Origin of the sequence: Vibrio galatheae, from assembly GCF_000967545.1 — a bacterium.
GTDB lineage: Bacteria > Pseudomonadota > Gammaproteobacteria > Enterobacterales > Vibrionaceae > Vibrio > Vibrio galatheae.
In genome coordinates, this window is sequence record NZ_JXXV01000016.1 from 143535 (window position 1) to 157076 (window position 13542).

The 13542-nt window shown below is 45.4% G+C and carries 15 protein-coding genes and 1 tRNA gene; 15 read left to right on the forward strand and 1 reads right to left on the reverse strand.

Annotated features, from left to right (window positions below):
• Positions 1-3: 3 nt before the first annotated feature.
• The 12 genes from cydB (at position 4) to TW81_RS09225 (ending at position 9376) form a co-directional block, all read left to right on the forward strand.
• On the forward strand, positions 4-1140 hold the full coding sequence (cydB, locus tag TW81_RS09170; protein ID WP_045955411.1) for a cytochrome d ubiquinol oxidase subunit II: 1137 nt from the start codon (positions 4-6) through the stop codon (positions 1138-1140).
• Positions 1141-1152: 12 nt separating this feature from the next.
• On the forward strand, positions 1153-1260 hold the full coding sequence (cydX, locus tag TW81_RS18935) for a cytochrome bd-I oxidase subunit CydX (protein WP_000270284.1): 108 nt from the start codon (positions 1153-1155) through the stop codon (positions 1258-1260).
• Positions 1253-1555 (forward strand): cyd operon protein YbgE, encoded by a 303-nt coding sequence (ybgE, locus tag TW81_RS09180; protein WP_045955412.1) that lies wholly within the window; start codon positions 1253-1255, stop codon positions 1553-1555. Before cydX ends, ybgE begins: the two co-directional genes overlap by 8 nt.
• Before the next feature lie 164 nt (positions 1556-1719).
• Positions 1720-2124: a tol-pal system-associated acyl-CoA thioesterase gene (ybgC, locus tag TW81_RS09185; protein WP_045955682.1), complete on the forward strand. Its 405-nt coding sequence runs from the start codon at positions 1720-1722 to the stop codon at positions 2122-2124.
• Entirely contained in the window at positions 2114-2812 is a 699-nt protein-coding gene (gene tolQ / locus TW81_RS09190; RefSeq protein ID WP_045955413.1) for a protein TolQ, read from the forward strand. Before ybgC ends, tolQ begins: the two co-directional genes overlap by 11 nt.
• 5 nt (positions 2813-2817) lie before the next feature.
• Entirely contained in the window at positions 2818-3261 is a 444-nt protein-coding gene (locus TW81_RS09195; RefSeq protein WP_045955414.1) for an ExbD/TolR family protein, read from the forward strand.
• 12 nt (positions 3262-3273) lie between these two features.
• Positions 3274-4341, forward strand: coding sequence for a cell envelope integrity protein TolA (gene tolA, locus TW81_RS09200; RefSeq protein ID WP_045955415.1), 1068 nt, complete (start codon positions 3274-3276; stop codon positions 4339-4341).
• A 40-nt stretch (positions 4342-4381) separates the two neighbouring features.
• A complete protein-coding gene (gene tolB, locus TW81_RS09205; protein WP_420835061.1) occupies positions 4382-5707 on the forward strand; it encodes a Tol-Pal system beta propeller repeat protein TolB in 1326 nt (441 codons plus the stop codon).
• A 31-nt stretch (positions 5708-5738) separates the two neighbouring features.
• On the forward strand, positions 5739-6266 hold the full coding sequence (gene pal, locus TW81_RS09210; protein WP_045955417.1) for a peptidoglycan-associated lipoprotein Pal: 528 nt from the start codon (positions 5739-5741) through the stop codon (positions 6264-6266).
• Positions 6267-6281: 15 nt separating this feature from the next.
• Positions 6282-7052 carry a tol-pal system protein YbgF gene (gene ybgF / locus TW81_RS09215; RefSeq protein ID WP_045955418.1) on the forward strand — a complete coding sequence of 257 codons (771 nt, stop codon included), beginning with the start codon at positions 6282-6284 and terminating at the stop codon, positions 7050-7052.
• Between the two features lie 129 nt (positions 7053-7181).
• Positions 7182-8243 (forward strand): quinolinate synthase NadA, encoded by a 1062-nt coding sequence (gene nadA / locus TW81_RS09220; RefSeq protein WP_045955419.1) that lies wholly within the window; start codon positions 7182-7184, stop codon positions 8241-8243.
• A 101-nt stretch (positions 8244-8344) separates the two neighbouring features.
• Positions 8345-9376, forward strand: a complete 1032-nt coding sequence (locus TW81_RS09225; protein ID WP_045955420.1) for a potassium channel family protein — start codon at positions 8345-8347, stop codon at positions 9374-9376.
• 37 nt (positions 9377-9413) lie between these two features.
• Here TW81_RS09225 and TW81_RS09230 read toward each other — a convergent pair whose 3' ends face one another.
• The gene (locus TW81_RS09230) at positions 9414-9983 is read right to left on the reverse strand and encodes a UPF0149 family protein (RefSeq protein ID WP_045955421.1); all 570 of its coding nucleotides are present in this window, start codon (positions 9981-9983) and stop codon (positions 9414-9416) included.
• A gap of 127 nt (positions 9984-10110) precedes the next feature.
• On the opposite strand from TW81_RS09230, the gene TW81_RS09235 reads away from it, so the two are divergent.
• The 3 genes from TW81_RS09235 (at position 10111) to TW81_RS09245 (ending at position 13453) form a co-directional block, all read left to right on the forward strand.
• Positions 10111-12549 carry a hybrid sensor histidine kinase/response regulator gene (locus TW81_RS09235; RefSeq protein WP_045955422.1) on the forward strand — a complete coding sequence of 813 codons (2439 nt, stop codon included), beginning with the start codon at positions 10111-10113 and terminating at the stop codon, positions 12547-12549.
• A gap of 222 nt (positions 12550-12771) precedes the next feature.
• Entirely contained in the window at positions 12772-13221 is a 450-nt protein-coding gene (locus tag TW81_RS09240; RefSeq protein WP_045955423.1) for an L-alanine exporter AlaE, read from the forward strand.
• 144 nt (positions 13222-13365) lie between these two features.
• A tRNA-Ser gene (locus tag TW81_RS09245) sits at positions 13366-13453 on the forward strand.
• Positions 13454-13542 lie beyond the last annotated feature (89 nt).

A 13542-nucleotide genomic window follows, 5' to 3' on the forward strand; every position in this document is an offset into this window, starting at 1 on the left:
AATATGTTTGATTACGAAATCTTGCGATTGATCTGGTGGGTACTGATCGGTGTTCTGATGGTCGGTTTCGCAGTGACAGATGGATTCGATATGGGTGTCGGTGCGCTGGTACCTGTTATCGGCAAAAACGATACCGAGCGTCGAGTGATGATTAACACCATTGCTCCACACTGGGATGGTAACCAAGTTTGGTTGATCACGGCAGGTGGCGCTCTGTTTGCGGCATGGCCTTTGGTCTACGCAACGTCGTTCTCAGGTTTTTACCTAGCGATGTACGTTACGCTTGCGGCATTGTGGCTACGCCCACTTGGCTTAGACTACCGTTCGAAGATCGAAGATCCTAAATGGCGTAATGCATGGGACTTCGCGATCTGCTTTAGTGGCGCTGTACCACCAATCATCTTTGGTGTGGCATTTGGTAACTTGCTCCAAGGTGTTCCTTTCGAGTTGAATGATCTGCTGATGTCTCAGTATAAAGGGTCGTTCTTCGCTCTATTGAACCCATTTGCACTGCTGTGTGGTGTGCTGAGCTTGCTGCTGTTCGTTCTACAAGGTGCGACTTGGCTTCAGATGAAGACCACAGAAGCGATTCACCAGCGCGCACGTAATGTTGCTCAAATCGCTGGCTTGGTTGCGACGGTACTGTTTGTACTTGGTGGTTTTTGGATTCAGTCTATTGATGGCTATGTGATTACCAGTGCGATTGATACCATGGCTGACTCCAACCCACTAAATAAAGAAGTGGCCGTACAAGCCGGTGCTTGGATGCAAAACTTTGAAACCTACCCAGCAATGTGGGCTGCACCAGCACTTGGCGTACTGATGCCTTTACTAGCTGTCCTTGCTTCACGTATTGAGCGTGGTGGTTTTGCATTCTTGTTCTCAAGCCTAGCTAACGCGGGTGTTATTTTGACAGCTGGGTTTGCGATGTTCCCGTTCGTGATGCCTTCAAGTCTAGTGCCAAGCCACAGCTTGACCATGTGGGATTCAACCGCAAGTGAACTTACACTGGGTCTGATGACACTTGTTGCAGCGGTTATGGTTCCGGTGATTCTTGGCTATACGACGTGGACGTACTACAAAATGTTCGGTCGTCTTGATAAGAAACACATCGAAGACAACGACGTATCAGCTTACTAAGGAGCAATTATTATGTGGTATTTCGCATGGATTCTGGGTGTATTGCTTGCTTGTGCATTCGGTATCATTAACGCTCTTTGGCTAGAGCACTCTGAAATGATGGATAAAGACAGTGAGTGATCTCGCTGTGCAAGTAGCTAAGCTGCATGCACCGGTTGATAAGGCTCTGTTTCGAGCCTTATCTTTGATCCTTGGTTTTTATCATGTCGCTATGGTGATGTGGGATCCTGAGCTTTATTCAGCTTCAATTGGTGGTTTCAATGCCGTTATCTCACCGCTAATGATTTGGGCAATTTGTTCAAGCATGGTATTTGGGATTGGGTTCAAGCCTCACAATTGGTATTGGCAACTGCTATTTAGCCCGTATTGTTCACTTACGATTCTTGGTTACCTGACGGTACTGCGCGTAATGTAACGGCTAAACTGCGCTCATAGTGATTAAAAAAAGTGCGACTCATTGAATGGGTTGCACTTTTTTTTGTTTCAAGCTTTGAATTCGCCTATTTACACTTGCATAGATAGTAATGAGTTGCGTTATAGTAACTGTCTGGAAAATAAGTTGTGGACGTAAAAGTGCAAATGATATTTGAGTGGCCGGTGACGGTTTACTACGAAGACACCGATGCTGGTGGAGTGGTTTACCACTCTAACTATCTCAAATTCTTTGAACGAGCGAGAACCGAGCTGCTTCGCACAATAGGAGTCTCACAACAAGTCCTTTTGGAACAAAACATTGGTTTTGTAGTCCGACACATGGACATCGATTTTTTACAGGGGGCTCGGCTGGACGATCACCTCATCGTAAGGACGCACGTTGCTGACCTTAAGAAAGCATCGCTCGTTTTCTGTCAGGAGATCGTTAATCCTGCAGGTAAGACATTGTGTAAAGCAATGGTTAAGGTAGCATGTATCGACAATCTAGAAATGAGGCCAAAAGCAATGCCTCAATCAATCGTTATGGAGTTAATGGATAGTGAGCGCTGATATTTCGATGCTCGACCTGTTTTTACAGGCCAGCCTGCTAGTAAAAATGGTTATGTTGATCCTGTTAGGTATGTCTATCGTATCTTGGGCCATGATCATAAAGCGCAGCAAAGTGCTGTCTCAGGCATCAAAAGACGCAGAGTCATTTGAAGATAAGTTTTGGTCAGGCACCGATCTCTCGATTTTGTACCAAAATGCTAAAAAGCGAAAAGATGACTTAGCGGGCACAGAGGAGATCTTTTATGCCGGTTTCACTGAATTCGCTAGACTCCGCAAATCGAATGCCGACTCTCCTGACTTCATCATGGAAGGAACAGGGCGAGCAATGCGTGTTGCTGTTGCGCGTGAAGTCGATGATCTCGAAACCAATTTACCCTTCTTAGCCACGGTCGGTTCTATTAGCCCTTACATTGGTCTATTTGGCACTGTGTGGGGCATTATGCATGCCTTTATCGCGCTGGGTGAGGTTAAGCAAGCGACGTTGGCAATGGTAGCCCCAGGTATTGCAGAGGCACTGGTGGCCACCGCGATGGGTCTATTCGCTGCGATTCCCGCTGTCATGGCTTACAACCGCTTAAGCAACAAAGTTGGCAAACTTGAGCATAACTACGCAACATTTTCTGAAGAGTTCCACAGCATCTTGCATCGCCAAGCAATGGCTGGTCGAGATTCTGCGCATAAGGAATAGTGGTTATGGCTGGTTACCAACCTAAAAAGCGCAAGATGACTGCCGAGATAAATGTCGTGCCATACATCGATGTAATGTTGGTACTGCTGATTATCTTCATGGTGACATCACCGTTTGTGACTCAAGGTGTTGATGTCGAGTTACCAAAAACCGCAACGGCTAAACCAGCCTCAGAGTTGGCAGGAGACAGCGACGCGAGCTTCATCATTGTAGAGATTGACAAAGATGGCAATCTTGGCCTGAGCGTCAACGATGAGGAAGTCACCCGTGGGATTTCGCTGCAAGATGTGATCGTTCGTGTTAAAGCTGAATTGTCCTTGAAACCAGAATCGCCTGTCGCAGTGGGCGGAGATGCCGCAACGCCATACGCAGACGTCGTCTTAGTGTTGGATGAATTAAGTCGCGCTGGCATTCCAAAAGTAGGCTTGCTGACCGATATAAAGGAATAATCGTCGTTGCAGATGAAAGAGAAAAAAAACAAAAAGAGTGACTATAAGAAGCCGATAATCATATCGGCTGCTTTGCATGGGGTTCTTATTGCCGCTTTGATTTGGGGAACAGACTTCACTATGTCAAAACCTGAGCCAACCGGACGCATGGTTCAGGCGGTGGTGATTGACCCGAATCTTGTCAGACAGCAGGCTCAGCAGATCCGCAGTCAACGCGAAGAAGCAGCGAAGAAAGAACAAGATCGTTTAGATAAATTGCGCCGCGAGAGCGAGCAACTAGAAAAAAATCGCAAGGCGGAAGAAGAACGTATTCGTAAGCTGAAAGAGCAGCAAGCCAAAGAAGCTAAAGCGGCACGTGAAGCCGAAAAGCAACGTATCGCGAAAGAGAAAGAGCGTAAAGCTGAAGAGCAGCGAGCGCGTGAAGAGAAACAACGCGTGGCTAAGCTTGAAGAAGAGCGCAAAGCGAAAGAGCAGGCGATTAAAAAGGCGGAACAAGAAAGGTTAGCCAAAGAGGCGGCAATTGCCAAAGCCGAGCAAGAACGTATCGCGCGTGAACAAGCGGCTAAAGAAGCAGAAGAAAAAGCGCGCCGTGAAGGTGAAGCAGCAGCAAAAGCAGAGCAAGATCGCATCGCGAAAGAAAAAGCAGCGCAAGAGGCAGCAGAGAAAGCGCGCCAAGAGAAAGAACGTCTTGAACGTTTGGAGCGAGAGCGCAAAGAGCAAGAAGCGGCACTAAACGACATTTTTGCTGGTTTAGAGTCGGAAGCAGAAGCAAATACTTCAGCGCGTTCAAGTCATGTGGCAAGTGAAACGGATCGATATGGTGCGATTTATACCCAACTCATCCAGCAGAACCTCCTATTAGAGGACAGCTTTAGGGGAAAGTCTTGTCGAGTTAACCTGCGTTTGATACCAACTGGGTCAGACGCCATTGTTGGCAATCTTGCGGTTTTGGATGGTGACAGCCGCCTATGCGCTGCAACCAAACGCGCAGTGGCACAAGTGAATAGCTTCCCATTGCCTAAAGATCCAGATGTTGTCAATAAACTGAAAGATATCAATTTAACCGTAGTACCTGAGTGATAAGGAAAAGCTTGTGTTAAAGCGACTAGTAATAGGATGTATGCTCACAATGTTGGGTGTGTTTCAAACCGCAAATGCGGCATTGGAACTAGTGATTACAGACGGCATCGATTCGGCACGTCCAATCGCCATCGTACCATTTAAATGGGAAGGCAATACTCCGCTTCCTGAAGATGTGTCAAATGTCATTGCTTCTGACCTGCAGCGCAGTGGTAAATTTAGCCCTGTGGCAACCAACAAAATGCCTCAAACGCCATACAGTGAAGCGGAAGTAGACTTTAATGCTTGGACAGGGCTTGGTGTTGATGCTTTGGTGACCGGTTCAATCTCGCAAAATGCGGAAGGTAACTACGTGATAAACTACCAACTGGTAGACGTGGTGCGTGGTCAGTTAACTCAAGGCCAAAGCAAGTCTCTAAGTGGCGATGGTCAACTTGTGTTATCGAAAGATCATGTCATCTTTAATAAAAAAGCGACCGTTCCGGGTAAACGTCTTAGAGAGTATGCGCACCGCATCTCAGATCTAGTCTATGAAGCATTAACCGGGGAAAAGGGCGCGTTCTTAACTCGCATCGCTTATGTTGTTGTCAACGACAAAGATAGCTTCCCATACCAACTGCGTGTAGCGGATTACGACGGATTTAATGAGCGTCTCGTGCTTCGTTCAAAGCAGCCGTTGATGTCACCAGCATGGTCACCAGATGGCAAAAAGATTGCGTATGTCAGTTTTCAAAATGGTCAAGCAGAGATATTTATCATGGATATCTATTCTGGTGCACGCGAAAAAGTGACGTCATACCCTCGTCACAATGGTGCGCCAAGATTCTCGCCTGATGGCAGTCAACTGGCGTTGGTTTTGTCGAAAACGGGCAGCTTGCAAGTTTATACTCTCGATCTCAACACCAGAAAGCTGACGCAAATTACCCGTGGTCGATCGAATAATACTGAACCATTTTGGCACCCAGATGGTAAATCTCTGATCTTTACCTCGGATCGGGGTGGAAAACCTCAGATTTATCAAGTAGATTTGGCAAGTAATTCGACCAAGCGTTTAACATGGCAAGGCAGCCAAAACCTTGGTGGGCAAATTACACCTGATGGTCGCTTTATCGTAATGGTTCATCGCAGCAACTCTGGATTCAATCTTGCCAAGCTTGATATGGAAACCGGTGCATTGCAGATTCTGACAAAAACTTTGTTAGATGAGTCGCCAAGTATCGCGCCAAATGGTGGTATGGTCATTTATAGTTCGATTTATAACCAGACTAATGTTCTGTCAATGGTCTCCATTGATGGGCGCTTTAAAGCAAGGTTACCAGCAACAAATGGTCGAGTTCGTGCTCCTGCATGGTCACCGTTTTTGTAGCAAGTAAGTATCAATAACAAAGGAAACAACAATGCAACTTAACAAAGTTCTTAAAGGGCTTCTAATTGCGCTACCAGTTCTAGCGGTTACAGCATGTAGCTCAAGTGATGACGCAGCAAGCAACACGGGTTCTTCTGAAACCAACCAAGTTCAAACGACAGATAACACTGCGGTATCTCCAATTGAAGCGAATGGCATGCTGACTGAGCAAGAGCTTAAAGAGCAAGCTCTTCGTGAATCACAAACAATCTATTTCGCGTTTGACAATGCTACGATTGCAGGCGATTACGAAGAGATGCTAGCGGCACACGCAGCATACCTAAGCAAGAACCCAGCGCTAGACGTGACTATCGAAGGTCATGCTGATGAGCGTGGTACTCCAGAGTACAACATCGCGCTAGGTGAACGTCGTGCAGCAGCAGTGGCGAAATATCTACAAGCGCTAGGTGTTCAAGCTGATCAGATCTCTATCGTAAGCTACGGTGAAGAGAAACCACTTCTTCTAGGTCAATCAGAAGATGTATACGCTAAGAACCGCCGCGCAGTTCTAGTGTACTAATCAAGGGATTAGCCTATGTTCAGTAACCTTAAGCGCGTTGTTACGCTTACGTTACTGGCAAGTGCAGCGAGTAGTGTACTCGCTGCACCAGCTCCAGTATCCGATCTAAGCGGTAGCAATGCTGCCACTCCATCGTCTTCGGTTCGCACTAACGAAACGGACGTCCAGCGCTTAGAGCGCTTATTGGAGAACCGAAACCGAGTCCAGTTGCAAATGCAACAGCAGCTCGATGAAATGGCTCTTGAGATCAGCGACCTACGTGGTCAGTTGGAAAAGAGCAACTATGACATGCAACAGATGTTGCAGCGTCAAAGAGAATTATTTATCGAGTTGGATAAAGTGCGTAGCCAAGCGTCAGTACCTGCTGTTGCTGTAACAGCGGATAACACTGACGACATTCCAGCAGGTACATTCAGTTCGAATGCGGATGAGCAAACCGCTTATCAAAATGCAGTCGATTTGATCCTTAAAAAGCGTGACTACACAGGCGCGATTGCTGCGCTGCAGCAGTTCCAGAAGGATTACCCAGACTCGACATTTGCACCCAATACCCATTACTGGTTAGGGCAACTTTATTTTGCTAAGAAACAAGATAAAGAAGCTGTTAAGAGCTTTGCAGCGGTGATTGCGTACGAAGATTCTAACAAGCGTGCAGATGCGTTAGTTAAATTGGGTGATATCGCCCTGCGTAACAACAATGCTGAGCAAGCGAAAAAATATTATCAGCAGGTGGTAGACGAATATCCAAGTAGTGCGTCAGCCAAATTAGCGCAGCAACACTTGTAATCTTTGTTGCAAGTTAAAGGAGGAGTGCTTAGCGCTCCTTTTTTGTTTTCCTGTCTTTCGAAACTGGCATCATACTGGCTGTTGGGGTTACAATACTCGGATTACTGGAAGTAGCGTAGCGCAAGAGCAATGAGCCACATATTAGATAAAATTGACACAGTTTACCCGTTCCCACCTAAGCCAATCCCGCTGACAGAAGAACAAAAACAAGCACATATTGAAAACATCAAAATGTTGCTCAAAGAAAAAGATGCGGTACTGATTGCGCACTATTATACCGATCCTGAAATTCAAGCTCTGGCTGAAGAAACAGGTGGGTTTGTTGGTGACTCACTTGAAATGGCCAAATTTGGCAATCGCCACCCTGCAAGTACGCTAATTATCGGTGGTGTCCGTTTTATGGGGGAATCGGCAAAAATTCTTACCCCAGAAAAGCGCATCCTAATGCCAACACTCGAAGCGGAATGTTCGCTCGACCTCGGATGTCCTGCAGATAAGTTTACTGAGTTTTGTGATGCTCACCCTGATCATACGGTGGTGGTGTATGCTAACACCTCAGCCGCAGTAAAAGCCCGTGCAGATTGGGTGGTAACATCAAGCATCGCGTTAGAAATTGTCGAACATCTCGACGCTGAAGATAAACCCATTATTTGGGGGCCAGATCGTCATTTAGGCTCATACATCGCCAACCAAACGGGTGCTGATATGCTGCTTTGGCAAGGTGAGTGTGTGGTTCACGACGAGTTTTCTGCAGATGCACTGCGTAAAATGAAAGGTCTATACCCAGATGCGGCTATTTTGGTTCACCCAGAATCACCAGCGAGTGTGGTTGAATTAGCTGATGCAGTCGGCTCAACCAGTCAACTGATCAAAGCCGCAAAAGAGTTACCGCATCAGCAAATGATTGTTGCCACAGATAAAGGCATTTTCTTTAAAATGCAGCAGCTAGTGCCGGATAAAGAGTTAATCGAAGCACCAACAGCAGGCGCTGGTGCCACTTGCCGCAGTTGCGCGCACTGTCCTTGGATGGCAATGAATGGATTAAAAGCGATTGAAGCAGCACTGCGTGATGGTGGCGAAGAGCACGAAATTTTTGTTGATGAAGAGCTACGTGTTAAGTCATTGATCCCATTGAATCGTATGCTTGATTTTGCCGAGCAGTTGAATGTGCAGGTCAAAGGCAACGCGTAAACGGGCTTTTGTCACAGATCTCAAGACCAGCCACTTTGGCTGGTTTTTTTGTATCGATGAATGCGTTTAAATAAACTCACTCGTATAAATTAAGGCGCTTTATGACTCTTTGGTTAACGTTTAGAAAGTGGTTGAATTCAAACCTGTTTCGCCTTAGTAATCGCAATTTAGTGTTGTTGTTAGCTATCTATGTAGTTATGTCATGGACGTTATTGGCGCTGAGTGGTGAGCAGTCACTTACGCAAGATGTCTCTACTTTCTTCTATTTTTTGATGGTGACAGCGTCAACTGTTGGTTATGGCGATCACTCTCCTCAAACCGCGTTAGGTAAGTGGGTTGTGATCTTAGTTGTTATTCCTGGAGGCTTGTCTCTTTTTGCGGCGTTGATTGGCCGCTTAGCGACTGGGATGGTTGAGTATTGGCGTGCGGGCATATTAGGTAAACGGAGAATTGGGGTGGAAAATCATATCGTACTACTGGGTTGGAACGGGCAGCGAACCATGCATTTGATTCGCATGTTGCAACACGAAGAAGCGGGCAAACGTCCTATCGTGCTTTGCAGTCGTTCTGATATTGAAAATCCACTGCCAGGTGAAATAGGCTTTGTGAAGGTTAACAGTTATACCGATTCTCAAGAGATGGAGCGAGCTGCGATAGCGAATGCGAGCTGCATTGTGGTCGATAATCTCGAAGACGACATCACTCTTTCTGCTGCACTCTATAGTGCCAACATAAACCCCACGGCGCATTTACTGGCGTATTTTAAAGACGAAGCTTTGAGTAATCTGCTCAGCCAGCACTGTCCTAATGCCGAGTGCATTCCAGCAGTTGGAGCGGAAATGTTGGCTAAGGCGGCTGTTGACCCAGGTTCTAGTGCGCTTCATCAAGAGTTGCTCGCCTCTACAAGAGGGATGACGCAGTATTCTACCATCTATCCCAAAGATAATACTGCGATTAAGGTTGAAGATGCGTTTCAAATGATGAAGCGAGACTACCAAGCGACCTTGATTGCGTTCGATATCGGCAAAGGCATTGAGTTGAACCCAGAGTTAGCGCGAGAGATAACACCGGGCGCGAAGATCTTCTATATTGCTGACGAGCGAATTGAAGAGTTCGATTGGCGTAAAATTTGATAAAAAACGCAGCCTAGCCAGGCTGCGTTTTTTTGGCTTATTCTTGCTCTGCGAGAATTGAACCACGCATAGTCAATCCACATAACATGGTTGGCATGGCATTAAATATCTCTTCAAATTGCTCCAAACCTTCAATACCTTGTTCGGCAAGTGTTGTAATAGAGGTTTCTGGATCATAAAGCATGCTTAATGAGAGCAGTACGCCGCCAAGTAACGCGTTGTCTTCACTATCTTGTGGCATGATTGTTTCCCAATCATCACGCGCCAGTTGCCACCCCCGCAGAACACCCTCACAAAAATCTCGCGTTGACTCTGTTACGATCTCTTCTTCATCTAGCGCACAGCCTTCAGGCCATTGCCAGCGACTGTCCAGCAGCGCAGGACGGTATTCATTCCATAGTGCAATGACATGCTCGATGTAAATCTCTAGTTGTTCACCGTCGCTAAATGGCGCAACTTCTTCGCCGCCCCATAGGAAAGGCAACCATTCATGCGGGGGTAAAATGTTTGGCGCTGATGCCATTGCGGTAACAAAGCCCTGAGTTTTGGCTTCGTTAATCAATTTATCTTCAAGTTCAGGCAAAGATAGAAGTTCTTGTAGGGTCAAAACAGACATCCTATGTAGATCTGGAGTTGTGATTGCGCAATGGTAACAGTCAAGAGAAGCGATAAAAAGGTTGCTGCGACGATATATTCGCTATAATTTTTTATAAACGGTCAAAATTCAAAGATTTATGGATATTCAATCATCGCTGAAAAGGAAGAGCATTTTTGCTTTAGCTATATATTTAGCTCTGGTCGTGACCTTGATAGGCACGGTCAGCTATCTGACCGTGGAGCCGCCGACTCGCTCCCAGCTCGAAAAAAATCTCGATCTTCGTACCGAGCTTATCTCAACTCAAATTGAGCAGACGCTAAATAGCTCGTTAGGTACCTTGCAAGCCGTGGTAAGTATTGGCAGCAACCATGAAAGTCAGGAGCATCAGGCTGACTTATTGTTTAGCCTGTTTTCTTTAGTGGATGGCGTGACCGTTAGTGGAGGATTATGGCCAGCACCTTATTCTATCGATGCAACTACTCCCTATAAGAGCCTGTTTTTTAATCGCGCTAGTGACGGCCAAATTGATCGTGTTTTTTCGTGGGATAATCCAGAATCTGGCGGCTACGATAAAGAAACGTGGTATACCTCTGTAATCAACAAGCCGATTGGAACGGTTTCGTGGTCCCAAGTGTATATTGACCCTTTTACTCATGTGCAGATGACAACGGCATCATCTCCTTATTACGTGGATGGTGAGTTTGCAGGTGTGGCAACCATAGATATTTCGTTGGAAACCTTACTGCAATTTGTGCGCAAACACGCCGAGGAATACGATTTAGGGGTACTTCTGCGTGATAGCTACGGCGATGTGATCACAGAGCACAACTTTCAACTAGCGATGGATTCTTACATTAGTGAGAACGACTTTGGCGATTTTAACTGGAGTGTCGATGTTGTAAACGCCAAATATCTGGTTGCAGAGCAGGTATATGAGGTCGTATCAAATGTAGAAGTGATGGTTGTACCGATCATGCTTATTTGTGTGATGCTCGGTTATATGCTGATCAATCGATTTTTGATCTCCCCAATTGTTGTTATTGCCCGCAGTCTTGACGACTCTAAAGAAGGCGGTGCGATCGAAATCGATTACCAAAGCCAAGATGAGATCAAATACCTGATCGATGCACTCAACCAAAAGACCGTCTATTTAGAGCAAGAGAAGGTCAAAGCACAAGCTTCGACCAAAGCCAAAAGCGCCTTCCTTGCTACTCTATCCCATGAAATAAGAACACCAATGAACGGCGTTCTTGGCACCGCTCAATTGTTGCTTAAGACCGATCTCAACCAAGAGCAGAAAAAACATCTCAAGACCTTATATGAGTCTGGTGAGCACATGATGACCTTGCTTAACGAAATTTTAGATTTTTCTAAGGTCGAGCAGGGGCACATAGAACTGGAAGCGACCCCGTTTCCTTTGGAATCGCTCATCGGCAGCATCAATAGTGTCTACTTCTCCCTTTGTGCAGAGAAGGGATTAACGTTCAATATTCAATCTCAGGTTCCACAGCAACGTTGGTATTTGTGTGACAAAGCCCGCTTGAGACAGATTCTATTCAACCTCCTTAATAATGCCGTCAAGTTTACTGCTCAAGGTTATGTTGAAGTTCACTTCAAAGAGGAAGTAAGAAGCGGTGATAACTTTCTCGTGATCCAAGTTAGCGACAGCGGAATAGGGATCGCTAAAAAAGCGCAAAGCAGAATATTTAAACCCTTTGAACAGGCTGAGTCATCGACCACTCGACGCTTTGGCGGAACTGGGCTAGGGCTTGCGATCGTAAAACAACTTTGTGAACTGATGGGAGGAGAGGTTTCGGTCACCAGTGAACTAGGTACTGGTTCAAGTTTTGACGTGGCGATTCGTGCTGACATTAGTCAGCCGTTGACAACAGAATATCGTGAGCTGGTGAAACTCAACTATCAAGGTTTGAAAGCATTAATCGTCGAAGACAATCGAACAAATGCACTAATTCTCAGTACCTTTATGACCAACAAAGGTTTTTCGTGCGAATGTGTCGAAAACGGAGAGCAGGCAGTTTATGCGGTTCAACAACAAGAGTTTGATCTTGTGTTGATGGATAACCACATGCCCGTTATGGATGGTGTAGAAGCAACAGTTGCGATTCGAAATTTGCCGGGGAGGGTATCTAACTTACTGATCTTTGGATGTACGGCCGATGTATTTAAAGATACTCGTGAAAGAATGCTGTTCTCTGGCGTGGATTATATTATCTCTAAGCCTATCGATGAAACGGAACTTGATGATGCACTCATCAGTTACTCGGATAAATTGTATCAGTTCCAGCCACACTTGCTGAACCAGCCAGTGGCGCCCAATGATGTAAACGTAGAAATTGATAAGCCATTAACGATGTTCTTTATGGCAGTAGAGAACCAAGATTTGGCTAAAGCTAAAGGTTTCCTTACGCAAATAAAGCATTGCCTTCAAGCTATCGACACCAGCGTATTAGATACCAACCTAGACGGCATTGAAGCTCGTTTAGCTCAAGGTCAGTTTCCGCTGCCGGAAGAACTCGACTTGCTTGTGATACAAGTAAAAGATTACTGTAACTAAATTACACTAAAATGATTAAAAAATGCTCTAAACTCCTATTGATAGCTGATTAATCTAGTTTAAATACAGAAAGTAGTTATTTATTTACCTTTGTTGATTAACTTTGAAATCTAAAACTAAATAATTAGTGATTTAATAGCACCATTAACTGGTAGGTTGTTTTTGCCTGGTTATTCATGCCGTTGTTTTGATTTATTTATAGTTTTTTGTATTGAGGTAAAGATGAAGCCGAGAGGGCCTTTCTGTATTCGTAATGCTGCCGCCGACACGTTTGCAATGGTTGTGTTCTGTTTTATGAGTGGAATGCTGATAGAAATCTTGATTTCGGGTATGACTTTCGAACAGTCTTTAGCGTCAAGAACACTTTCAATACCCGTTAATATTGCTATTGCATGGCCGTATGGTGTGTTTCGTGACTATGTACTGCGCCAAGGTGCTCGCGTATCAAACTCGGGTATTATGAAAAACCTCTCTGATCTATTTGCCTACGTCTTGTTCCAGTCTCCAGTTTATGCGGCAATATTGTTCACCGTAGGCGCATCAACAGATCAAATTATTACCGCCGTAGCATCCAACGCTGTCGTGTCTTGTGGTATGGGTATCCTATATGGTTATTTCCTTGATATGTGCCGCAAGTGGTTCCGCGTCCCAGGCTACTATCAGCAAGCCTAAATTGAACGATTGGCGAGCGAATTAGCTAGTTAGTAACCAAATGGTTCAAGAGGCTTAGTTTTTTTAAGGTTTAGGCTTGACCTAACCTAATAGAATCATTAAATTAGCGCCTCGTTGGTTGAGAAACCAACCATAATCTGATTCGGTGAGTTGTCCGAGTGGCTGAAGGAGCACGCCTGGAAAGTGTGTATACGGCAACGTATCGAGAGTTCGAATCTCTCACTCACCGCCACATTCTTGAAGAAAGACGTCCTAGGGCGTCTTTTTTTGTGCCTGTTATAAACCATTTCTTTCACTTTATTCTCATCTTCCTCTAAGCGA